This window comes from Anaerolinea thermophila UNI-1, assembly GCF_000199675.1.
In the GTDB taxonomy this organism is placed as follows: Bacteria; Chloroflexota; Anaerolineae; order Anaerolineales; family Anaerolineaceae; genus Anaerolinea; species Anaerolinea thermophila.
In genome coordinates this window covers 1154181-1176762 of record NC_014960.1, presented here as the reverse complement: position 1 = coordinate 1176762, position 22582 = coordinate 1154181, and the positions used below count along the sequence as shown (strand labels likewise).

Annotated in this window: 17 protein-coding genes and 2 tRNA genes; 5 read left to right on the top strand and 14 right to left on the bottom strand. The window is 52.8% G+C overall.

The genetic code is table 11. From position 1 onward, the window contains the following. The first annotated feature begins 3 nt into the window (after window positions 1–3). A complete protein-coding gene (locus tag ANT_RS05355; RefSeq protein ID WP_013559495.1) occupies window positions 4–1692 on the top strand; it encodes an ABC1 kinase family protein in 1689 nt (562 codons plus the stop codon). Window positions 1693–1741: 49 nt separating this feature from the next. On the opposite strand, the gene ANT_RS05350 is transcribed toward ANT_RS05355, so the two are convergent. The 7 genes from ANT_RS05350 to ANT_RS05320 form a co-directional block, all read right to left on the bottom strand. After that, window positions 1742–2356, bottom strand: coding sequence for a hypothetical protein (locus ANT_RS05350; RefSeq protein ID WP_013559494.1), 615 nt, complete (start codon window positions 2354–2356; stop codon window positions 1742–1744). A 101-nt stretch (window positions 2357–2457) separates the two neighbouring features. Continuing rightward, window positions 2458–3138, bottom strand: coding sequence for a creatininase family protein (locus ANT_RS05345; protein ID WP_013559493.1), 681 nt, complete (start codon window positions 3136–3138; stop codon window positions 2458–2460). A gap of 14 nt (window positions 3139–3152) precedes the next feature. Then, window positions 3153–5171 carry a UvrD-helicase domain-containing protein gene (locus ANT_RS05340; protein ID WP_013559492.1) on the bottom strand — a complete coding sequence of 673 codons (2019 nt, stop codon included), beginning with the start codon at window positions 5169–5171 and terminating at the stop codon, window positions 3153–3155. A gap of 3 nt (window positions 5172–5174) precedes the next feature. After that, window positions 5175–6914 carry a DEAD/DEAH box helicase gene (locus ANT_RS05335; RefSeq protein ID WP_013559491.1) on the bottom strand — a complete coding sequence of 580 codons (1740 nt, stop codon included), beginning with the start codon at window positions 6912–6914 and terminating at the stop codon, window positions 5175–5177. Window positions 6915–7057: 143 nt separating this feature from the next. Beyond that, window positions 7058–9514: a leucine--tRNA ligase gene (leuS, locus tag ANT_RS05330; RefSeq protein ID WP_013559490.1), complete on the bottom strand. Its 2457-nt coding sequence runs from the start codon at window positions 9512–9514 to the stop codon at window positions 7058–7060. Between the two features lie 357 nt (window positions 9515–9871). Further along, a tRNA-Ala gene (locus ANT_RS05325) sits at window positions 9872–9944 on the bottom strand. 44 nt (window positions 9945–9988) lie between these two features. Continuing rightward, window positions 9989–10061: transfer RNA gene (locus tag ANT_RS05320), tRNA-Ala, on the bottom strand. A 169-nt stretch (window positions 10062–10230) separates the two neighbouring features. On the opposite strand from ANT_RS05320, the gene ANT_RS05315 reads away from it, so the two are divergent. Both ANT_RS05315 and ANT_RS05310 read left to right on the top strand, forming a co-directional pair. After that, window positions 10231–10809 (top strand): class I SAM-dependent methyltransferase, encoded by a 579-nt coding sequence (locus ANT_RS05315; RefSeq protein ID WP_013559489.1) that lies wholly within the window; start codon window positions 10231–10233, stop codon window positions 10807–10809. Continuing rightward, complete coding sequence (locus ANT_RS05310) at window positions 10806–11432, top strand: hypothetical protein (protein ID WP_013559488.1); 627 nt, start codon at window positions 10806–10808, stop codon at window positions 11430–11432. Before ANT_RS05315 ends, ANT_RS05310 begins: the two co-directional genes overlap by 4 nt. Here the strand turns inward: ANT_RS05310 and ANT_RS05305 are convergent. Genes ANT_RS05305 through ANT_RS05285 form a run of 5 tightly spaced genes read right to left on the bottom strand, consistent with a single transcriptional unit; the run spans window position 11429 to window position 17509 of the window. Continuing rightward, complete coding sequence (locus ANT_RS05305; RefSeq protein ID WP_013559487.1) at window positions 11429–11965, bottom strand: GNAT family N-acetyltransferase; 537 nt, start codon at window positions 11963–11965, stop codon at window positions 11429–11431. The two genes, ANT_RS05310 and ANT_RS05305, sit on opposite strands and share 4 nt — an antisense overlap. Next, window positions 11962–14640 carry a CBS domain-containing protein gene (locus ANT_RS05300; protein WP_013559486.1) on the bottom strand — a complete coding sequence of 893 codons (2679 nt, stop codon included), beginning with the start codon at window positions 14638–14640 and terminating at the stop codon, window positions 11962–11964. Before ANT_RS05300 ends, ANT_RS05305 begins: the two co-directional genes overlap by 4 nt. Before the next feature lie 45 nt (window positions 14641–14685). Continuing rightward, window positions 14686–15504: a DNA alkylation repair protein gene (locus ANT_RS05295; protein ID WP_041454688.1), complete on the bottom strand. Its 819-nt coding sequence runs from the start codon at window positions 15502–15504 to the stop codon at window positions 14686–14688. 52 nt (window positions 15505–15556) lie between these two features. Beyond that, window positions 15557–16993, bottom strand: a complete 1437-nt coding sequence (gene proS, locus ANT_RS05290; protein WP_013559484.1) for a proline--tRNA ligase — start codon at window positions 16991–16993, stop codon at window positions 15557–15559. A 36-nt stretch (window positions 16994–17029) separates the two neighbouring features. Beyond that, on the bottom strand, window positions 17030–17509 hold the full coding sequence (locus ANT_RS05285; protein WP_013559483.1) for an NUDIX hydrolase: 480 nt from the start codon (window positions 17507–17509) through the stop codon (window positions 17030–17032). 188 nt (window positions 17510–17697) lie between these two features. Between ANT_RS05285 and rpsO the strand changes: the two genes are divergently transcribed. Next, window positions 17698–17970 (top strand): 30S ribosomal protein S15, encoded by a 273-nt coding sequence (gene rpsO / locus ANT_RS05280; RefSeq protein ID WP_013559482.1) that lies wholly within the window; start codon window positions 17698–17700, stop codon window positions 17968–17970. A 185-nt stretch (window positions 17971–18155) separates the two neighbouring features. After that, window positions 18156–20438, top strand: a complete 2283-nt coding sequence (locus ANT_RS05275) for a polyribonucleotide nucleotidyltransferase (protein WP_013559481.1) — start codon at window positions 18156–18158, stop codon at window positions 20436–20438. 76 nt (window positions 20439–20514) lie between these two features. Here ANT_RS05275 and ANT_RS05270 read toward each other — a convergent pair whose 3' ends face one another. Continuing rightward, complete coding sequence (locus ANT_RS05270) at window positions 20515–20958, bottom strand: YcgN family cysteine cluster protein (RefSeq protein ID WP_013559480.1); 444 nt, start codon at window positions 20956–20958, stop codon at window positions 20515–20517. A 2-nt stretch (window positions 20959–20960) separates the two neighbouring features. After that, entirely contained in the window at window positions 20961–22529 is a 1569-nt protein-coding gene (locus tag ANT_RS05265; protein WP_013559479.1) for a UDP-N-acetylmuramoyl-L-alanyl-D-glutamate--2,6-diaminopimelate ligase, read from the bottom strand. Between the last annotated feature and the right edge of the window lie 53 nt (window positions 22530–22582).

The window sequence follows — 22582 nt, the reverse complement described above, 5'->3', positions numbered from 1 at the left end:
AATATGGTGCGCCCGCCTTACCCCCGTTTACCCTGGTTAGTTCGGCGCAATGTTTTCCTGCGTTCCCAACAAATTCTGGCTGTATTGATGCGCCATGGGATGGACTGGCTCTTTACCCGATTCGCGCCAGGAGCGGATGAATCTCAACTGGCACGACGGGTATTCACGCGCGCGCGTCGAACGCCAGCGGAAGAATTTGTCAGCGCTCTGGTAGAACTCGGACCCACGTTTATTAAGTTTGGACAGGCGCTTTCCTCGCGCCTGGATCTTCTGCCTCCGGAATACATCGCCGAACTGAGCAAACTGCAGGACCTGGTTCCCCCTACCCCCTACGAACAAATCATGACCGTCCTCACTAACGAACTCAAACGCGACCCCAAGGATATCTTCATCCAATTTGACCCTCAACCGCTGGCATCCGCGTCTATTGGACAGGTGTATGCGGCAACGCTCTGGTCGGGTGAAGAAGTTGTGGTCAAAATTGTGCGCCCGGGAGCACAGGAAGTCTTTGAGCAGGATATCCAGATTCTCACCGATCTTGCGGAATGGGCAAGCAATCATACTGTGTTGGGTCGCTTCTATGATCTGCGTATGCTGGTGGATGAATTTGCCTTCACCGTACGCGCCGAATTTGACTATCTGCGGGAAGGGCAAAATATTGAGGCGTTCCGCACCAATTTTGCCGATGACCCGGTGGTGCATATTCCAAAAGTATACTGGGACTACACCACCCGCCAGGTCATCACTATGGAAAGATTTTCAGGCATCAAGTTAAACGACCTTCCTGCTCTGGACAATGCCGGCATTGACCGCCGTACCATCGCTGAAAACCTGATGCATTTTGCCCTGCGCCAAATCTTCGAGTTTGGGCTGTACCATGCTGATCCCCACGCCGGAAATTTCTTCGTTCAGCCCGATGGCTCGCTAGCAGTCATGGATTTCGGCATGATCGGCAGACTGACCCCCGGTATGAAACGTACTTTTCTGGGAATTGCCGAAGCCATTTCCCGAAGGGATGCCGAAATCCTGGTGGATGAACTCATCAGTGCAAATATCTTTTATCGAGAACTGGACCGCCGCGCGTTTACTCGTGAGATGGAACGCCTTTTTGACCGCTTTACGGGACTTTCGCTCAAAGACCTCACCGGGGCTCAGGTGATGGGCGAAATCATGCAACTGGTGATGCAAAACCACCTGCAACTGCCCGGTGAACTGGTTGCCATGACCCGCGCCATTATCATCAGCGAAGGCACGGGAATGATGCTGTATCCGGGATTTCAACTGTTCACCTTTGCCGCACCTTATGTTAAGCGCTTCTGGCAGGAAGAACGCTCCATGCGCAATATGCTCCCGCGCATCTCTGCCGCCGCCATGGACGGCATGGAACTGACCATGGAACTGCCCCGCCGGGTGACCCGCCTGTTAAGCCGTCTGGAACGGGGGCAACTGGAAGTGAACATCAACACCGAAGAATTAAACGATTTGGTCAGCAAGTTTCAAAAGATGACCAACCGCATGACTTTAGGAATGATTCTCTCAGCAGTGATTGTTGCCCTGAGCCTGATCATGGTAGTGTATAAACCTGAAACCTGGCAACCTCTGGGTGAATTTATCTTTGGCTTTGCGTTAATTTCCTCAATTGTTTTTGGAATCTGGCTGATCTGGTCCATCATCCGAACAGGAAGAACGTAAAATAAGTCCTTCTCCTGTTTGGAGAAGGGCTTATTGGTCTATGAACTTCTTATGGCTGAACCGGGGCAGTCGTATCCTCTACCGGAGGTTTGGGAGGCCGCGGCTCACCGGGATTAGGGCGGTTATCCCGGCGAAATTCCCGAAATGCTCTCAACATTTCCCACATGGCATTTTCCATAATCCGGTGTGTCACTCGAATGGCTTTACCTGCATCCCGAACGGTTTGTGCCGCTTGTTTTGGATCCACGACCTTGCCATTTTCATCAAAGCCGGGATGCTGGGCAAGAATGCGAGCGGCTTCCTCATGAGACTGACGGGCTTTCATCAAACTATCCTTGAAGTTTGCCAGCGCCTTTTCCAATGCTGAGGTATCCAATCCCTTCTGCTTTAATTCGGCGATTTTGCTTTCCCAGTTGGGAATTTGCTGTTCGGCGCGCTGTAAACGCTCCTTCTGGGCTTCCAGAGTTTTTTGCAAGCGCTGATAGGCTTGCTCAAGCACCTCAGGGCGGGGTGGACGCTGAACCATTCCTGCCTCATCGGAAGGCGGGACTTCCTGGGCAGGAATACCGCTGGCGTCCACCGGAGACGGCGCGGCGGCAATGGAACCTAAAGCCATCACCAACACAACCAGAACGCTTAACCATTTCATCATTTTATGTTTCATGTTAAAACCTCCTCAAATTAGATTGAACCTCACGGGTTGACTCCAATGTTAATTTGAGGGGGTAATCGCTTTATTGTCTGGCTGTAAAAAAATTGTAAAACCTAAAATTCGAGCAGATAGAGAACATCCTGCAGACACACGGCAAAGAGTTCATCCATAAGCGCATCCGGCACCTGATAAGGACCACCAAAAGAACCATCCCCATACACGGTACGGGTTTCCTCAGCGTTCAGCAAACCTTTGACTGAGGGAGAGACTTTTTCTCCTTCAGGCAAGTCACTCACCCGGGTAAAAGGAAAGGCTTCCATCCAGTTGGCATGGTTGCGTTCCAGTTGATGCTCAATGGCAAAGGCTTCCACACTGTGCGAAGTCCACCAGGCATACCAGGCAATTTTCAGTCCGGGCAGTTGATTCATCAATTCCACCAGACGTCCCCGTGCCGCATCGTTACCGCCATGGCCATTCAGCACCAGAATGCGCCGGAAGCCCTGAGCATAGGCTGAACGTACAAGATCTTCCACGGTATCCAGAAAAGTCGAAAGCCGCAGGCTGAAAGTCCCCGGGTAGGTCAAAAAGTACGGCGAAACGCCATAATTGACCGGCGGTGCCACCAGCACACCCGTCTTTTGACTGGCGGCATCCGCCAGTGCCAGGGGGATGCGCACATCGGTAGCCAGGCTCAGGTAACCATGCTGTTCAATTGTCCCCAGCACCAGAATCAAACGGTCATCCTGCTGAAGATAGGCTTCTACATCCATCCAGTTGAGATCTTCGATACGCATGAAAAACTCCTTAATCAGGCAGATTGAAGTTGCGCTTGAATCTTTGATAACACCTCTGGAGGTTCACCTACATGGGTCAAAACCAAACGCTGACCAGCGCGTGTGATCGCCATGTACAACTTACGGGTATTATCTCGAATAAGAGTCTCCCGCTCATCATCGGACAAACGCAAAGACTGTTCCTGTTCAAACAATTCACGCAGTCCCACCAGAAAGACAATTGGGCTCTCTAAACCTGCGCCGGCGTTCAATGTGGTAACTCTCACGTAATCCCCCGGATAATCATTTTTGGCATCGCGTGCAGCGTCTTTGCCCAATCGCGAATTAATGGCTTGAACCAACGCAGTAACCCCCTGTTGCGAAGTATGCAGCAAGAGTAAATGCTTTTTGGGATATCCTCTGGATACAAACTCTTTGACCTCATTGGCAACGCGAACAATCTCATCTTGAGAACTTGACAGGAGAAGAATCTCAGGCAAAACTCCGTTGGGCATGTTTAACAAATCTGGAGACAGGATATCTTCTTCCGGGTCTTCGGTAACCCTGGTGCGATAAAACAGGGTAGCAAATTGCAAGATTTCCAGTGTTGTACGATAACTCTTCCGCAACGTATGGGTACGCCCTCTGGCTTGAATCCCGAGGGCTTTCCAGGATCCCCCGCGCCCCAAAAATCCCTGAGTAGGGTCAGCAACAATAAATAAATGACTGTTCCCGGGCTTAAGCAATTTTTTAACAATTTGCATCCACAGGGGAGCGAAGAACTGGGCTTCATCAATCATCACCACATCATACTGAGGCGGAACAACCGTCCCGTCCTGAAGGAAATTCCACATCTTTTGAGGAACATCTCCCCAATCCAGAAGATTCTCCTCAGCCAACTTTTGCTGATACGCAGAAAATGCATCAAATACGCGCCTGCGTTGTTCTGCACTTAACCCAAACCCTCTTCCACGACGGTCTGCCTGCAGGTACTCTTCTCGTGTCATGGGAAGTTGATCTTTGATCCAATCAATTTCGCTAAGGAACATGGCTGTCGAGATGGGAAGGTCTTGAAGGTACTTCCGGCAAACTTCTTCGGCAAGCTGTTCCCGGGGCTTAATGCGAATTGGCTCGATCCATTTCTCACTTTCCCTGGGCCAATAATGGTAACACCAGCCGTTAAAGGTAAACCATTCGATGTTTTCCGGTAATTTGCCCCCGTTCAAGCGAGCAAAACGGGCTTGCATGTCAAAGTTCAATGGTCGATTATGTGTCAGCACTAAAAAACGCTTTTGCGGATATAGATTGTACAGCAAGCGCAAGCGATAAATCAGGATGAGCGTTTTTCCACTCCCTGCGACACCATTAATGATGTTCAGGCGAAAATCATTCAGGAGAGATTCGTCTTCTTCCGGAAGGTCCAGATCAGACTTTACAGCCCTTTCCTGATCATAATCGAGCAAATAGTCGGTCAAACCTGCTTCCAGGCGGCGGGTGATTTGTGGCCGAACCGTCATGTGGCTGGGAACAACAATTTCCGGAGAAAATTGCTGGCGCACCTTCTCAATGAACAGCGGCGGTAAGGGGTTATTTGAAAAATATGCCTTCCAGGGCTCTTCACGCCCTTCAAGAAGTTCCTTTCCAGCCCAATACACCTTAGTAATTTGAAAGGTGTGACGTAATTCCTGAACCCGGGCATCAGGGAGATTGGGAAAGAGAACCAAAGTAGCAACTTCTATTCCTTGAGGGAAATTCAGTTTCTCAACAAAGCGCTCAAGGACTTCTGTTTCCATTTTCCCGAATGTAGAAACAGGCTCCCCAAACAAGCGCATCTGAACTGCCGACTGAACGTCAGCGTGAACAGCAGGGCAAACCTTAACCAACAAAACCTTTGCGTCGTATGTAACGATCAGAAAATCCGGGCTTGATTGTTCCCATGGAGCAAGATGATGCCAGATGAAATAATGATCTGGTAAGGTTTTGAGCGCTTCAAATACTTTGAGAGTATCTTTGGGCAACTTCGTGGGCGGTTGAGAAGGCAACAGACGTGCCATGGATTAGGGAATTCCTCCTTGGAGAGATATATGTGCACAAAAATCAATTAATTCGCGAAGAATTTTGACACTCTCTGCCACATCTGGATCATATTGCCCGGCAAGCAATACATGTTTGCTACCAACCAGGATTAACTTGGTACGAGGACGGGTTACCGTCACATTCAACCGCTGAGGGCGAAAGAGGAAATCGGCAATCTGAGCGGCAAAGGAAGGGTTCGAAGTCGCCAGAGAAACCAGCACCACTTCCCTTTCCTGCCCTTGCATCCGTTCCACAGTGTCCACAATTATCTGTCGGCGGATATCTTCATCATCAATCATGCGCCAGAGCAAGGTACGAATCAGACGACTTTGCGCACGAAAAGGAGTGACCACTCCAATTTCCGCTGGCGAAAGTCCTCGAACAATTAAAGACACAACCAAATCCGCCACAACTTCTGCTTCCAGCATACTGCGGTTGGTGGCGTTTTTATGGTCCAAATCCACAAAAACGGCAGGGGTCTGTGGGTCAAGCACAAAATCCCAACGGTTTGGTTCTCCCACCAAACGAAGCCGGCGTTTTTTAGACTGCTCACTGGGCTGTAATTTCCCGCCATAGAAGGTCTTGCTGGGCCATTCCGTCAATACGTCGTTCAAACGATAGGTAATGTTCAGCATGGTTTCCTGACCACGCCCGGAGAGAATAGAAAAAATTGAAGATACTTCTTGCTTTGGCTGAGCAAAGACAGTGACGGGAGGCAACTGCATTTCATCCCCCACAAAAATATACTTATTTCCTGCCAACATTCCCATCAATGCCAGAGGGATAGTGACCTGAGAGGCTTCGTCAAAAATCACCACATCAAACTCAACATTCCTCAAACGTTGAGTTTGCAGTGCAAATGGAGTTGCTCCAATCACATATCCCGTATGAATATCACCAAACCCTGATTCATCAAAGGTTTCAAAGTTGGGGGCTTTCAAATCCCCGGTGTGTCGCTGGTCCCCAATTTTACACGCGGGAATCTCCGGGTTTACCTGAACAACCTTGTTGAGCGCATTATGAATGGCACGATGTGTTAAACCGGTGATCAAAACCCGACCACCTTCCTGGACAAACAGGTCAGATAGATGTGCCAGAACCATTGTTTTCCCAGTCCCAGGCGGTCCCTGGATAAGATGATATAAATTCGTAGCGTAAGCGGTAGCAATGGCTTCCACCTGGCTTTCGTTTAAGCCTTTCCGGGTAGACCATTCACGTGCCCGGTGATAACGAGCAAAATCTATTTGAGGATACAGGTTTCCCTGAAGAATAGGTAAAATGATTGAGCGTCCACGATGAGAGTCGGCTACCTGGTCAATTGCCGCAAGATAAAACTCACTTGTGTCAAACCAGTCCTGATCCATTACCCATCCATCGGGTTCTGCCTTCAAGAGGTATGGATTTCCCCGTATCAGTCCAGCTTCAAGGTCAGTAACTCCATCGTAATATAAATCCAGGTGCAGGGCATCCGGGTCTCTGGGATTGCCGCGATGCAAAACAACCAAATCCCCCTCACGGAAACGAGACTGATTGTTATAACAGTGCATGCGTACCAGGAAATTATCGACCTCTACAATGCGAATTCCCTCAATTGCCCACCCTTTTGCAACTCTCTGGGCCAATGGGGTTTTCCACTGGTGTTCCAGCGCTTCCCATTGGGCATTTGCCTCTTCTAAAACAAATTTTTTCAAGCGCTGAAGCAGTGTTGCGTCTGTGGACATAGAAATTCCCTGGAAATGCTCATAGTAATTTTAATTCATTCTCTTAAGCCTTCACTTAACACTTCCGATAAGCCATACAGAGACAAAAAGAGGCAGGAAGAGAAAAGTCTTCCCGCCTCTTATAGACTCATCAAAAATTTTCCTTACCCTACAATGCTTACCAGTTTACCCGGCACGTAAATGACCTGTCTGGGCGTGCGTCCTTCAAGGAATTTCTGCACTGCCGGGCTTGCCAGCGCCAGTTTTTCCACCGTCTCGCGGTCAATCTCGGCAGGCACCACCAGACGATCGCGCACCTTGCCGTTGACCTGCACCGCCAGGGTAATTTCTTCTTCCTTTGCCGCTTCTTCATCTACCAGGGGCCAGGACTGCTGGTGAATGGAGTAGGGTTTACCCAACTGCGCCCAGAGTTCCTCGGCAATATGTGGAGCCACCGGCGCCAGCATCTTCAGGTAAATTTCCACGGCTTCGTCCCAGACTGGGGTACCGAATGCGCCATTTTGTTTGGCACGGCTCATCTCATTCGCCAGTTCCATCAGAGCCGAAACAATGGTGTTGAACTCAAATTCTTCAAAGTCGCGCGTGACTGAGCGCAAGGTTTGATGCACCTTGCGGCGCAGACGTTTGAACGTGGCTTCATCTGCCTTTCCGCCATCCGCCTCATCCAGGAAAAACGACCACACACGGCGCAACCAGCGGTTGACTCCCTGGATGTTCTCAGTACCCCACGGTCCTCCCTCTGCCCAGCGATAGCCAAACATCAGGAAGGCGCGCACCGTATCGGCGCCGTACATGCGCACCTGCTCATCGGGGTCCACTACATTGCCGCGGGATTTGCTCATGCGTTGACCATCGGGACCCAGAATCTGCCCCTGGTTGCGCAGTTGAATCATCGGCTCGTTGCCTTTGGTAATGCCAATATCCCGACAGGCTTTGTGGAAGAAGCGAGTGTAAATCAGGTGCATGGTGGCATGCTCGGCGCCGCCGGTATAGGTATCCACCGGCATCCAGTAATCATATTCCTTCGGGTCAAAAGGACCTTTATCATAATGCGGGCTGAGATAACGCAAATGGTACCAGGACGAACACATGAAGGTGTCCATGGTATCGGTTTCACGCTCAGCCTTGCCGCCGCAGGATGGGCAGGTGGTAAACCGCCAGGTAGGATGCAGTTTCAGCGGGCTTTCGCCGGTCGGACGCCACTCGACATCATCCGGTAACAGCACCGGCAGTTGATCTTCCGGCACAGGTACAACACCGCACTTCTCGCAGTAAACCATCGGAATGGGCGCGCCCCAGTAGCGCTGGCGGGAAATCAACCAGTCACGCAGGCGGTAATTCACCGCACGCTTGCCCTTCCCGATTTGTTCCACATACTTCACCGCCGCTTCAAAAGATTGATCTCCCGGAGTACCCGTGAGAGGTCCCGAATTGACCATCTTTCCCTTTGCAGGCACTGCCTCGGTGAGTGCATCGCCGTTTAACGGTTCCATGTCTTCAGGCTGAATGACGACCCGCACGGGCAAACCATACTTGCGGGCAAACTCAAAATCGCGCTGATCGTGCGCAGGTACTGCCATGATAGCACCCGTGCCGTAGGTCATCAGCACATAGTCAGCAATCCAGATTGGCACCCGCTCCCCGTTCACCGGGTTGATCGCATACCCCCCGGTGAAAACCCCCGTCTTTTCCTTTTCTGTAGATTCGCGTTGAATATCGGACTGACGAATCGCCTGAGCCACATAGGCATCCACCTCGGCTTTTCGCTCGGGTGTGGTCACCTTTTCCACCAGCGGATGCTCCGGCGCCAACACCATAAAGGTTACCCCCCACAATGTATCCGGACGGGTGGTAAATACCTCCAGAGGATCACCCTGTTCGGTAGAGAAAATTACCGAAGCGCCTTCGGATTTGCCAATCCAGTTAATTTGCATCTCACGGACTTTTTCAGGCCAGTCCATACCTTCGTAGCGGAGCAATTCCTCAGCGTATTGGGTGGTTTTGAAGAACCACTGCTCCAGGTTTTTCTTGATCACCGGCGTACCACAACGTTCGCAGTGACGGTCTTCACCCCACACCTGTTCGCGCGCCAGGGTGGTATTGCAGGTCGGACACCAGTCTACCGGCGACATCTTCCGATAAGCCAGCCCGTGCTTGTAGAACTGGATGAAGAACCATTGCGTCCAGCGATAGTACTCCGGGTCTGAGGAAATGGCTTCCCGCCGCCAATCGAACATCGCACCCATGCTCTTCAACTGGCGACGCATATTGTCAATATTCTGATAAGTCCACTCTTTGGGGTGAATATTGCGTTTAATGGCGGCATTCTCAGCAGGCAAGCCAAAAGCATCGAAGCCCATCGGGAACAGGACGTTGTACCCACGCATCCGCATAAAGCGCGCCCGCGCGTCGGAAGGCGTCATGGCATACCAGTGTCCGATATGCAAATTCCCCGATGGATAAGGAAGCATTGTCAGGGCATAATGCTTGGGTTTGTTCGGGTCAATGTCGGAATGATACAGTCCGTCTTTTTCCCAGCGCTCCTGCCAGCGCGACTCAATTTCCGCCGGATTGTAAATACGAACTTTGGCTTCAGCCATAAACAGAATCCTCCTCTTTTATTCTCCATGCCGTCAGATAAAAAACACCCTCGTCCCCTCAGGGACGAAGGTGCTGATCAACCTCCGCGGTACCACCCTGCTTACCTGTTATGCACAGGTCGCTTTGTGTCGCGATAACGGGCGACACCCGTTGCAGGCTACTTTCCGGTTCACCTGCCCAGCCTTCCCTCTGGAGGGATGACAGGCGAGTTCAGCCTTTCCTGGCGCTCTGCAGACGCCCTGCCGGGCTCACACCGCACTCTCCCGACTCGCTGGCAGATGGCTTACTACTCCTGCCCTGGCTTTGTACTTAAACTCTCAAGGGCATGGCTTCTCAGCCCGCCCCTGTTTTTCGTGTGGACCCAGGGGGATTCGAACCCCCGACCTTCTCAATGCCATTGAGACGCGCTCCCAACTGCGCTATGGGCCCCTTAAATTACCCGGCTGATTGGCGCTCAATCGCTTCAGCCTGTGTGGACCTGAGGGGATTCGAACCCCTGACCTCCTCAGTGCGATTGAGGCGCTCTCCCAACTGAGCCACAGGCCCCCGGTTACCCAAGGAGTGACGCCATTTTAACCGAGAGCAGACGGCTTGTCAAGCAAAATCCTGCTCATCCAGGTCCCATCCGGGTAAACTTTCCATACTTTACGGTACACAGGATCAGGCTGGGAAAAACTGGTTTGACGGTTCTATCTTTCAAAAGTAAGATTCAGATATGCTCTGGTTGGAACGCGTTACCCGCTGGCTTGCCTTTAACCTGTGGTACCTGAAACAGCCACCCTGGGACACAGGCATTTCCCCTCCTGAATTGGTGGCTTTCATCCAGAGTCATCCATCCGGTCGCGCCCTAGATTTGGGGTGTGGGAGTGGAACCAATTTACTCACACTGGCAAAGGCAGGCTGGCAGGTTGTGGGGATTGATCTCTCCCTGCTGGCTGTGTGGCGGGCGCGTCAACGATTGCGCCGGGAGAACATGAAGGGGCAGGTACTCAATGGGAGCGTCACCAATCTCTCGCATGTTTCTCCTCCCTTTGACCTGATACTCGATATTGGCTGTTATCACGGGCTTCCCCAGGAAGATCGCGTGCGCTATCGCCAAAACCTGCTCAACTATCTTGCGCCTTCGGGAACTTTTTTGCTTTACGCCCATCTTAAGCAAGAGGGGCAAAACCAAATGCCCGGCATCTCACGCGAAGAGATGGAAACCTTCAACGCTTTGTTAACCCCTGTCCATATCCAGGAAAGTCGGGACCGCTGGGAACGCGTCGTAGTCTGGCTGGAGTACAACCGATGAAGAAAAAACCGCTTCCACAATTTTTAACTGCATTTTCGCTCAGTTGCCTCATGTTGCTGGCTTCCTGCCAGTTTCCTACCGAATACTTTTTTGCCCCTAACGTTCCCCCGCCCAAGCAATTGGGGAAAACGTCTGTTCCCAGCAGTACTCCCGTTCCATCGCCAACCCCTGTACCTACCTTTACGCCCACCCCCATCCCCTGTGCCTTTGCATGGGTCAATCAACCGCTTGAAGAAGAAACTGCTCGTCTGCAGGATGTGCTGGTGAAAAGCGGATGGAGTACGGTGGAAGGCTTGTTAATGGCATATGGCGAGAACTGTTTGGATGTCAGCACCAACCAGGTGGTACGTTTTACCCCCTTGCAAACTGATTTCTACTTTACGGTGCCGGTAGCGAGTATTGAAAATCAGGATGAACTGGGATTCTGGGCTGAACGCCTGCTCCAGGTTGCAGAACAATTGCCTCAGAATGAACTGCCTGGTATGACCCGGGGCTACATGAGCATTCTGTTTGACAATGGACAGAATCAGGTACGACTCTGGTTTCCGATAGAAGAAGGAATAAAAGCCCTTGAAAATGGACTGCGCGGGAACGCGCTTTTTCAGAGGCTGAATCGTCGCTAGGGGAGGAGACTTTTCTCCATGCGCCAGGCAGGCTCAACAACCTCCACCAGCCTGCCAAGATGATTGATATACTGCCAGCGCCCTGGCTCTGGGGCAACGACGTGATATCCATGGCGTTCGTAAAAGGCCTGCGCACGGGGGTTATCACGGGCAACATTCAAGGTTACATACCGAAAACCACGCCGGCGTAAGTCTTCCTCCACAATGGAAAGAATCAACGCTCCTACCCCTCGACTGCGGTACGGTGCACGCACCCGAAAAGCATACAGATACGCCCGATCCACACCATTACACAACTCCGGACGGTCACAAAGGAACTGCACAAACACCTGCCCAATAATACCCACTCCCTGCAATTCAGCCCCCCACATCAGGGTTAATCCGCGCTTCATGCGCTGGTAGGCATCGGCATACATGCGACGGAAATGGGTGTATTCTCCTTCCCATTCCAGGGCGGGAAGGTCTTCTTCATGTAAATGCCGTACAACCACGCGGGAAAGCAAATCTTCCCTGACTTCCGAAGTTTCTGTCATCGAGAATTCCCCCTCGTCGCGGAAGAAAGCAGGCATTGCAAAAGGGCTTGTTCCTCTTCCACACTGTTCACCCTTCCATCCAGCCATGCCGCGCGGAGTTGCCAGAGGATTTCCCGATACTCGGGCCCGGGAGGAATTCCCATGGCTTTAAGAGTATCTCCGGTGGTTTGAGGATAGACAAAACGCCAGCGATAGATATACCGCTCCAGAACTTCTTTCAGTTGTTTATTCTCTACCAGCAAATACACAGCATACAGGGCTGGTAAAGCAATTTCATCCAGCACTTTGACCACCTGACTGGCAGAGAAATCCTGGAAAGTCTGATGATTTTCCAGCAATGTGCGGGCATCCTGCCAGTGTTCCTGCAATGTGGCGGGGAGACGCAATCTTTCCGCAATCCCCTTACCTTCAGGATTTGGCAACAACCACACCAGATAAGCCAATGCTAGACGAATGGGAAGATTGGCTACCTTCTCCGGGAATTCCCAGGATTCAGGCAGAGGCTCCCTAAGCACGTGTTGCATAGCAGGACGTATTCCTTCATCCCACCCAAAGGCAGGATGAATTGCCGCCAGCAGTCCCAATTCTTGCAGGCGAGCCAGCATGGCAAATACTTTTTCTTCCTGCAAAATCAGGTTCAGTTCATGTCGCAGGCGGTCGCCCGAAAGATGCCTGATCAGCGGGCGACCTTCGTCCATCAATTGCAGAGTGCGATGTTCAATATGGAAATCAAACCTCTGCTCAAAACGCACAGCCCGCAACTGCCGGGTAGGGTCATCCACAAAGGAAAGCGAGTGCAAAACCCGCACGACTTTTTGCTCCAAATCTCGCAAACCACCCCAGTAGTCATACAAATCACCAAAGTGATGTCCATCCAGCCGCACTGCCATGGTGTTGATGGTAAAATCGCGGCGGTGCAAATCCAGTTTAATACTGCTCCGCTCCACTGTCGGAAGGGCTGTGGGGTAGTCATAAAACTCTCTGCGGGCACTGATCAAGTCCAGCGCTTCCGGTAATTCTTGCGGGTCAATCTTATTTTTTTCAGAAAGCATCCCTGCAAGTTTTTCGCGAATGGGAGAGATCGTCCATTTTGCTGTGCCAAACCGGGTATGAGGTAAAATCCGTCCGCCGTAACGTTTTTCCAGCGAGCGCGCCAGATGGATGGCATCTCCTTCAACCACAATATCAAAATCCAGGCTGGGGCGCCCAAGAAGCAAATCGCGCACAAACCCGCCGACAATGTACACCGCCTGATGCAAGCGCCGCGCTTCTGCCGCTACGGCTTTGATTAACATCAATCTTCCTTCAGGGATAGACTCTTCCAGTTCTCTTGCCAGATTACGTCTGCCAGGTACGGGCACTTCGCCACTGATATGGCGCAAAAGGTCGGTACGGGTGACGATGCCCACCACATTTCCAATCTGGCGATCCACTACCGGCACCTGCCCCCAACCAGATTGTGCCATCACATCCCGGACTCGTTCAATGGGGTCGTCAGGATACACAAAAACGGAACCAACCTCCATCAAACTGGTCACGGTCAGCGTACTGAGTTTATGAGCCACCGCACGCTCCACTGCACGGCGGTTCAACAACCCCACCACTTTACCGTCTTCTACCACCGGGTAGCCCTCAAAACCATACCGCTCCATCCACTTCAGGGCTTCCCCTGCCGTCATTTTAGGCGGAACGGTCAAAGGATTGGCAGACATGATCTGACTCACGGTCACAGCCGGGCGAATAAAGCGCGGGAGAACATTCAGAATCTCGCGCTTGATGGCTTCCAGCGGAGACTCGCCACTTTCCTGATACGGCAAAGTTGCACCCTCAGGAATACGAATCAATGCCGCTGCAGCACGCCCATGCCCCCCCCCGCCAAAGCGCGATGCAATACTGGATACATCCACCCGGTCGGTAGTCGAACGTGCCACCAGGCGGATTCCCTCAGGAGTACGCACCAGTAAAAACAGAGCATCGGGGTCAAGCAAGTCGCGAATTTTGTGCGCTACGCTGGAAATTTCGTCCACCATTTCACCAGCGTCTGCCGCCGAGAGGACCACCTGAAGCCCGCCAACCTCAACCGTTTCTGCCATACTGAGCAAAAGGTCATATACCCGCCTTTGCTCCGCAGAAAGGGCTGGGTTAAGGAACTTGTTTGCCACCTCCAGGTTTGCCCCACGTTCCAACAAATAGCCCACGGCTTGTGCGTCTCGCGGCGTGGTACTTGGATAAGTCAGACAGCCAGTGTCCTCATAAATCCCCAGCAACAACAGTGTGGCGTGGAGTGGACTGAGATTGCCGTTATGTTCACGAAGACCTTCTACGAAAAGGCAGGTACAGGAACCTACAGGCTCAATTTTCACTTCCCAGTGGGGAGACAGATTCTCCCGTCGTGTATGATGATCCACCACCTGAACGCGGGTTTTAGCACTCACCCCCCGCAAAGTGACCAGCGACTGCGTATCCACCAGCGTCACCGCTGTCACAGGTTCATTGGGTAAATCCTCAATTTCCACAAAAGGCAGATCGCTCCCATAAAGGTTGAGGAAAGCGCGTACATTGCGGTTGAGGCGGCGGGGCAAAACCGGATAGGCATGCTCATGCATCAAATAAGCACCCAGCATCGCCGCCAGAGCATCAAAATCTGCCTGTTCGTGGGTCATGATCAGGTGCATACCCTCATTATATCCATGCAGGGAGAAAAGTGGAGACAATCTGGCTCAGCCTGTTTTGGGGAAGGACGAACGGGCAGATTTTCGCAAATTTTCTGCCATTTCTACAGGCAGAGAAGAAGCCACCTTGCGCACCAGACGGGCAGTAAGCGGATTTTCTTCACTCCGGCTGAGAATTTGTTTGAGGAAAAAAGACACTTCCGAAGGGGAACGCTGAGCCAGATTTTGCAAAACGATCAACAAATCGTTCAACCAGGCAGGCTCTGGCTTTTCTACCAGCGGTTGCAGGAGGCGAAAAATGGCGGGCAGATTCTCCCAGGCAGGATCGGCAACCAGCCCTTCACAGAGAAGCAACCCGGCTTTGCGATACATGGGCTGTTCACGATTCAACCATGTTTCCAGCATTCGCAAAAGGGGTTCCTCACCTTCTTTGCGAAGGGTCAATGTCCCTTTATCCAGCAATACCCTCAGCAGGGCCCAATCCACATCCAGGGACACCAAACGCTGGAGCATCTCCACCACAGCGGAGGACTCGGACAGGGGCACGTGCCCAAGCATCCATGCAGCAATGTGCCGGGGCTCGCGGTATTCGGCTTCCCAGAGTAAGGGAATAACATCCAGGGTTCTCTGAGGAAAACGCCGTGCCGCCTGAGCCAGTGAGACTTCCAACTGCCGCCATACCAGGGGAGGTACGTGGTAAGAGGGAAGAATGGACTCCCCCGTCACCCTCTCCCCTGCGCGGTAGGCATGATCCCCGTACGTTTCCAGAAAATCGGTCAGCGCGCGGTAGAAATCCATCGGGTGGCTCAATCGCCCGATTAATGTAGTGATCTGTTCCTGTAAACGAATAACCGAAACGGCTGGCATACTTTCCATGAAAAAGAGGTGCGGAATTTACCCTCCGCACCTCATAAGGAACTCAGTAAGCGCGGGCGAAGTACACCTTTTCGGTAGCAGGTTCACCGCATACCACACACCTTCCAGCCCCCCCCGGCTGATCCAGAGGGATACAGCGGGTGGTGGCTTTGGTATCTTCTTTAACCTTGGCTTCGCAGGCGGCAGAACCGCACCACCAGGCAAACGCCCATCCACCCTCCACCACCTGTTTAAGTTCCTCATAATCCTTAACATCGTGGATATGCGAATCGCGGAAGGCAATAGCGCGGTCCAGCAGAGATTGATGAATATCCTTGAGAGTGTCGGCAATGGTCTGAGTCAGTCCCTCTTGAGAGACAAAGGACTTCCCGGCTTTGCCAGGGCGATCGCGGCGCGCCAGCGCCACACTATTCTTTTCAACATCCTTTGGACCAACTTCCAGGCGCAAGGGAACTCCGCGCATTTCCCAGTCGTTAAACTTGAAGCCGGGCGTCACGCCATCGCGGCGATCGACATGCACACGGAAGGCCTCACGCAGTTCCTGTTCCAGGCGGTCCACCACCGGCATCACCAGACTGCGTTCAGCATCATCGCGGTAGATAGGCACAATCACAACCTGAATCGGAGCGAGGCGCGGCGGCAAAATCAACCCCTGATCATCCCCGTGGGTCATGATGATAGCACCAATGAAGCGAGTGGAAAGCCCCCAGGAAGTCGTCCAGGCGTACTGGAGTTCGTTATTCTGGTCAAGGAAGCGGATGTCAAAGGCACGAGCAAAGTTCTGACCAAGGAAATGGGAAGTGCCGGACTGCAAAGCCTTGGTATCACGCATCATAGCCTCAATGGTCATGGACATTTCAGCGCCAGCAAATTTCTCCGTCTGGCTCTTGCGTCCGGGAATCACCGGCACAGCGGCTTCTTCAATGGCAAAGCGATAATAGGTATCCAGCATGCGCATGGTTTCTTCAATGGCTTCTTCCCGGGTGGCATGAGCGGTATGGCCTTCCTGCCAGTAGAACTCCAGCGTGCGGAGGAACAAACGGGTGCGCATTTCCCAACGGACAACATTGCCCCATTGATTAATCAAAATGGGAAGATCCCGATAAGAGCGAATCCACTTGGAATACATGTACCCGATAATCGTTTCTGACGTCGGACGAACGACCAAAGGCTCCTCCAGCGTCTCACCACCACCAACAGTGACCACCGCCAGTTCCGGAGAAAAGCCCTCAACATGTTCCTTCTCTTTTTCCAAAAAACTCATCGGGATAAACAGAGGGAAAGCGGCATTCACATGCCCGGTGGCTTTGAACCGTTTATCAAGCGCTTGCTGAATATTTTCCCAAAGCGCCCAACCATAGGGTTTGACCACCATGCACCCCCGCACGGGAGCATAATCTGCTAAATCGGCGCGCAGGACGATCTGGTTATACCATTCGGAAAAATTTTCAGATTGTGGGGTTAATTTTTCGTCGCTCATGCTTCCTCTCGCTCTCTTCAGCAATGGATTTTTCAATTATAACCGCAACTCGGCGGGTACCGGAGAAATTTTGTAGGCAAGGATTTTGCCCGCTTCGTAAATAAAATGAAAATGCAGAGGATTCGAGCCATTCAGGATATACGGGGCAAATACATGAATGTTTGAAACCACCTCCGGCGAATGAAACAGCCATTCTTTGGGTTTCCAAGCCAGTTTCCCTTCACTGCATCCTTGCGGCTCTCCCTCAGGCGCCTGTGCCGTAAATAACACCAATCCACCGGCGGGAATCTCAAAGCCTTCCCAGGTCAGTATGCCACAAAAAAAAGCCTTTTCCAGATGATACCCCGTTTCCTCTTCAATTTCCCGGAGAACGCCTTGCAGGGCGCTTTCGTCCTCTTCCCAATGCCCACCGATACCGTTCCATAATCCAGCATTCGGAGGACGGTTGCGATGAAGCATCAGGACATCATCTCCCCGGGTGAGGAAACACAGCGTAAATTGCAATTTTGGAAGCATGCCGGGTATTATATGCCAATTCTGCCAATTCACACCATTTTTCAAGAAGGGTAATCCCATTGTCCCCAGCACCCTTGACGGAGAATCCTTAAGATTTTGTGGTATAATTCGTGGCGTTGACTGGTCCAATGGCTGGCTTCGGCTGGCGATCTGGAGACCTGCACCATTTTGAAAGGAGAGCAGACGTCATGACTTTGACAAAAGAACAAAAAGACTCGTTGATCAACCAGTTCCAACGCCACGAAGGCGATACTGGTTCACCGGAAGTTCAGGTGGCATTGCTGACCGAGCGCATCAATCAACTGACCAACCACCTGCGAATGCACAAACACGATGAATCCTCCCGCCGTGGGTTGCTGATGCTGGTCGGTCAACGCCGCCGGCTTCTCGCTTACCTGCGGAAGAAGGATTACAGGCGTTATGTCGCTCTGGCGGAACGCCTGAACTTGCGCACCAAATAACATCAAGGCATAATAGAGTAGATGGTGCAGGAAAGCGAGCCCATCTACTCTTTTTTTGTAAAACCATTCTAATTTCTATGTTGGGCGCGCCCCTGTGACGATTAGGAATTGAATCGTGAAGAGGAAGTCTTCCTCCTCAGGCTTCAGTCCCTGATCGAGCCAGGGGGCGCCAAAGGGGATGTATCATGCAACCAGAATCAAAAGTTTTTACCGCCCTCGTGGGAGGGCAACCTGTCGTATTTGAAACCGGCAAACTTGCCGGTCAGGCTGGCGGCGCGGTGACCGTGCGCCTTGGCGATTCCATGGTTTTTGCTGCCGCCACCATGTCTCCAGAACCCCGTGAAGGCATCGACTTCTTCCCGCTCTCTGTGGAATATGAAGAACGCCTTTACGCGGGTGGACGTATTCCGGGTTCCTACTTCCGTCGGGAAGGCAAACCCTCTACCGAAGCCATTCTTACCGCACGTCTGACCGACCGTCCTCTGCGCCCGCTCTTCAACAAGGAAATGCGTAATGAGGTTCAGGTGATCCTGTTCTCGCTTTCGGCAGATCAGGAAAACCCGCTGGATATCCTGTGCATCAACGCTGCCTCTGCGGCACTGATGATTTCGGATATTCCATGGGGCGGACCCGTTGGGGCGGTACGCATTGGACGGATTGACGGGCAGTTTATCATCAACCCCACCTTCTCCCAGATGGAGATTTCCGATCTGGACCTGCGCATTGCCGGTACTCGCGATGCCATCCTGATGGTGGAATGCGGCGCTAAAGAAGTGGCAGAAGATGTCATGGTGCAGGCACTGCAGTTTGGGCATGAAGCCCTGCAACCACTCATCGACGCTCAACTCCAAATGGCGGCTGAAGTGGGCAAACCCAAGCGCGAAGTGCCCCTGTTTCCGCTTGACCCAACCCTGGTGGATCAGGTGTACGAAAAAGCCGCTGGAGCCCTGGAAGCCGCACTGGATGCGCCCCATGACAAGGCTCAATTGAATGAAGCCGTAGATGCCCTGCAAAAGCAAATTGTCGAAGAAATGGCGGCTGGCGATGAGACACTGGTGGAACCGCTTAAGAACGCCTTTACGGAAGTTTACAAGAAAGTAGTGCGCCGCCGCATTCTGGAAAAAGGTATTCGCCCCGATCACCGCACCCCCACCGAGATTCGCCCCATTTGGTGCGAAGTGGGCATCAGCCCACGCGCCCATGGTTCCGGGTTGTTCACTCGCGGCGAGACCCAGGTCCTCACGCTTGCCACTCTTGGCACTCCACGCGAAGCGCAGGAATTGGATTCGCTTGTACCTATCGAGACCAAGCGTTACATGCATCATTACAACTTCCCGCCTTACTCCACCGGAGAGGTTAAACCCCTGCGCGGGCAATCTCGCCGGGAAATCGGGCATGGTGCGCTGGCAGAACGGGCGCTCGAACCGGTCATTCCGCCGGAAGATGAGTTCCCATACACCCTGCGCCTGGTTTCTGAAGTATTGTCCTCGAACGGTTCCACGTCCATGGCGTCCGTTTGCGGTTCTACCCTGGCACTGATGGATACCGGTGTGCCTATCAAAGCGCCGGTGGCAGGGGTTGCCATGGGTTTGATTAAAGAAGGCGACAACGCCGTGATTCTGACCGACATTCAAGGGCTGGAAGATCACCTGGGCGATATGGACTTCAAGGTGGCTGGAACGGAGAAAGGCATCACCGCTTTGCAAATGGACATCAAGATCAAAGGCATCACCCCAGAATTGATGTCCCGCGCCCTGGCACAGGCACGCGAAGCCCGTCTTGACATTCTCAAGAAGATGCTGGCAGTTATCCCGGCACCCCGACCCGAACTGAAACCGCACGTACCGCGAATCACCATCCTGAAAGTACCTGTGGACAAGATTGGCGCCATCATCGGTCCGGGCGGGAAATTAATTCGCGCTTTGCAGGAAGAGACCAACACCCGCATTGACATCGAAGACGACGGCACGGTGTACATTGCCTCGACCGACAAAGCCGGAGAGATGGCGGCACGCGAGCGCATCGAAGCCGTAACCGAGACTCCGCAGGTGGGACGCATCTACACCGGCAAGGTGGTACGGGTGACCGACTTCGGCGCTTTTGTCGAAATCCTGCCTAACGTGGACGGCATGGTGCACATCTCCCAACTGGACTCCGAGCGTGTCAACCGCGTGGAAGACGTGGTCAACGTGGGCGATGAAGTTACCGTCATGGTCACCAACATTGATCCCGATGGCAAAATCCGCCTTTCCCGCCAGGCTGTGCTGGAAGGCTGGAGCGCGGAAGAGGCTCAGGAACGCGACCGTCCGGGTTCCCGCAGTGGAAACGGCGGCGGACGCCCTGCCCCCTCCCGCACGGGGAATGCTCCACGAAGCGGGGGGCGCCCCGGGAATGAATCGCGTAGCGGCGGGAAACCCGGTGGAGGCAACCGTGGGGATGCTGGTCGCGGTACACAGCGCCGCAGATAATCTGCCTGGCAATTGAAGAATACTACAGGGGCTCACTCCAACCAGGTGAGCCCCTGTTTTTCTTCGACTGTAAAGGCTAGCCCAACCAGTCCACTACATAGGACTCCAGGTCTTCCATATCAGCATCTTTTTCCTCAATCACGCGGTAACGCACGGAAATGCCCGCCAGATGAACCGTATTGGGATCACCCGAAACCAGAGGATGCCACCACTCCAGCGGTTTTCCTTCAGCAAGCAACCGGTAGGCACAGGTCTGGGGCATCCATTTGAGTTCACGGGCTTGTCGAGGGTTCAGGACAAGGCAGGTAGGCATAAGGCTGGAGCGCTCAGAATAAGCCGTGCAACGGCAACGCTCCACATCCAGCAATCGGCAAACCACATTGGTGTAAAAGACCTCGCCGGTTTCTTCATCCTGTAATTTATACAGGCAACAGCGGGCACAGCCATCACACAGGGCTTCCCATTCCTCCTGATTCATTTCTTCGAGGGATTTCTTTTTCCAGAACTCCGGCTCAAGCATGATTAACGCTCCCGGGTGGGCAGATATGGCATGGCAGGACCCGGCACACCCAGAAGTTCCGCCAGGGCTGCCCGCATGGCAACACGGTCATCCCAGGGATATTCTGTCTCGCCAAAGCACATGGATTGCTCATGCCCTTTGCCGCAGGCAATTACCAAATCGTCCGGTTTTGCCATCTGCACCGCCATGCGGATGGCATCGCCGCGGTCTGGCACCAGATAAAACTGCTTTCCCCGCACAGCCCCTTGGGACTCAGCGCCGCGCGCCATTTCTTCCAGAATTCCCTCCAGCGACTCAGTGCGCGGGTCTTCGGCAGTAAAGATGGAAATATCTGCCAGTTGTGCAGAAACTTCCGCCATCAGGCGGCGCTTTTCGCGGTCACGCAAACCTGCCGAGCCGAACACGGCAATCACTCGTCCTCTGGTTATTTGACGAGCGGTTAACAAGGCTTGTTTGAGGGCATTGGGAGTATGGGCAAAATCCACGATGGCGTGGAATGACTGCCCCATGTGAATGCGCTCCATGCGTCCAGGCACACCGCTCATGTTGGCAATACCCTGTGCGGCGTGCTGTGAGTCGATGCCTAAACCTAAAACTGTAGCGGCAAAAGCAGCTAAACAATTGCTGACATTGTACTCACCCACCAGACAGGTTTCGACAGGCTGGCGAAAGTCTCTTCCCACAATATCAAAGCGCAAACGATCTGCTTCATAGCGAATGTTCTCTGCGCGCAGGTCTGCCCCCTCAGCCAAACCATAACTCACCGCAGGCACCCGCACAAGGCTCTGCAAATACTCGTAAGATTGGTCATCACGGTTCAGCACAGCCAGACGAGGATTGCCATGCGGCTTTTCCGGCGTTTCGGAGAGCATGGTGAAAAGCCGCCCCTTTGCCGCTCGATAGGCTTCATACGAACCGTGATAATCCAGATGCTCATGGGTGATATTGGTGACCACGCCCACATCAAATTCGCAGCCAGTAACACGATGCTGTTCCAATCCATGCGAAGTGGCTTCCAGCACCACATGGGTAAGTCCGGCAGCACGCATACGCGAAAGGTACCGCTGAACCTCGGGGGCTTCGGGCGTGGTAACGTGAAAGCCGGTATCGACCACTTCATCGCCAATCACCGCATTGACGGTGGAGACAATGCCAGCGCTATGCCCGGCAGCCAGCAAAATTTGGTAAATCAGGTTTGATGTGGTAGTCTTCCCGTCTGTGCCGGTGACCCCGATGACGGTCATCTCATGCGCAGGGAAATTGTAAAAAGCCGCCGACAGGTATGCCAGCGCCTCGCGTGAATTGGATACACGCAAGTATGGGATAGAAAGCCCGGAGATTTCCTGCATCCCTACAACCGCAACGATTCCTCGTTCGATGGCGTGAGGGATAAAGGTATGCCCATCCACGCGGGTACCGGGGAAAGCCACGAAGATATAACCGGGTTGAGCGTCTCGATGGTTATAAGTAATACCGGTCACCGGAACATCGGGGAGAGTTCCTTCCCAGAATACCTGAATGGGAAGGTGGCGAATCAACTCAGGGAGTGTACGGCGCACAAAACCGATCATAAATTCTCATCCTTCCGTCCTGATTATACCCTCAACACCCTCGTGTTTCCCTA

Excerpts from the sequence above, each read along its gene's own strand:
- ANT_RS05315 (WP_013559489.1), top strand. The coding sequence starts at position 10,231 with ATGCTCTGGTTGGAACGCGTTACCCGCTGGCTTGCCTTTAACCTGTGG.
- ANT_RS05345 (WP_013559493.1), bottom strand. The coding sequence starts at position 3,138 with ATGCGTATCGAAGATCTCAACTGGATGGATGTAGAAGCCTATCTTCAG.
- proS (WP_013559484.1), bottom strand. The coding sequence starts at position 16,993 with ATGAGCGACGAAAAATTAACCCCACAATCTGAAAATTTTTCCGAATGG.
- ANT_RS05335 (WP_013559491.1), bottom strand. The coding sequence starts at position 6,914 with ATGTCCACAGACGCAACACTGCTTCAGCGCTTGAAAAAATTTGTTTTA.
- ANT_RS05285 (WP_013559483.1), bottom strand. The coding sequence starts at position 17,509 with ATGCTTCCAAAATTGCAATTTACGCTGTGTTTCCTCACCCGGGGAGAT.
- ANT_RS05305 (WP_013559487.1), bottom strand. The coding sequence starts at position 11,965 with ATGACAGAAACTTCGGAAGTCAGGGAAGATTTGCTTTCCCGCGTGGTT.
- ANT_RS05265 (WP_013559479.1), bottom strand. The coding sequence starts at position 22,529 with ATGATCGGTTTTGTGCGCCGTACACTCCCTGAGTTGATTCGCCACCTT.
- leuS (WP_013559490.1), bottom strand. The coding sequence starts at position 9,514 with ATGGCTGAAGCCAAAGTTCGTATTTACAATCCGGCGGAAATTGAGTCG.
- ANT_RS05310 (WP_013559488.1), top strand. The coding sequence starts at position 10,806 with ATGAAGAAAAAACCGCTTCCACAATTTTTAACTGCATTTTCGCTCAGT.
- ANT_RS05350 (WP_013559494.1), bottom strand. The coding sequence starts at position 2,356 with ATGAAACATAAAATGATGAAATGGTTAAGCGTTCTGGTTGTGTTGGTG.
- ANT_RS05300 (WP_013559486.1), bottom strand. The coding sequence starts at position 14,640 with ATGCACCTGATCATGACCCACGAACAGGCAGATTTTGATGCTCTGGCG.
- ANT_RS05355 (WP_013559495.1), top strand. The coding sequence starts at position 4 with ATGGTGCGCCCGCCTTACCCCCGTTTACCCTGGTTAGTTCGGCGCAAT.
- ANT_RS05340 (WP_013559492.1), bottom strand. The coding sequence starts at position 5,171 with ATGGCACGTCTGTTGCCTTCTCAACCGCCCACGAAGTTGCCCAAAGAT.
- rpsO (WP_013559482.1), top strand. The coding sequence starts at position 17,698 with ATGACTTTGACAAAAGAACAAAAAGACTCGTTGATCAACCAGTTCCAA.
- ANT_RS05275 (WP_013559481.1), top strand. The coding sequence starts at position 18,156 with ATGCAACCAGAATCAAAAGTTTTTACCGCCCTCGTGGGAGGGCAACCT.
- ANT_RS05295 (WP_041454688.1), bottom strand. The coding sequence starts at position 15,504 with ATGCCAGCCGTTTCGGTTATTCGTTTACAGGAACAGATCACTACATTA.
- ANT_RS05270 (WP_013559480.1), bottom strand. The coding sequence starts at position 20,958 with ATGCTTGAGCCGGAGTTCTGGAAAAAGAAATCCCTCGAAGAAATGAAT.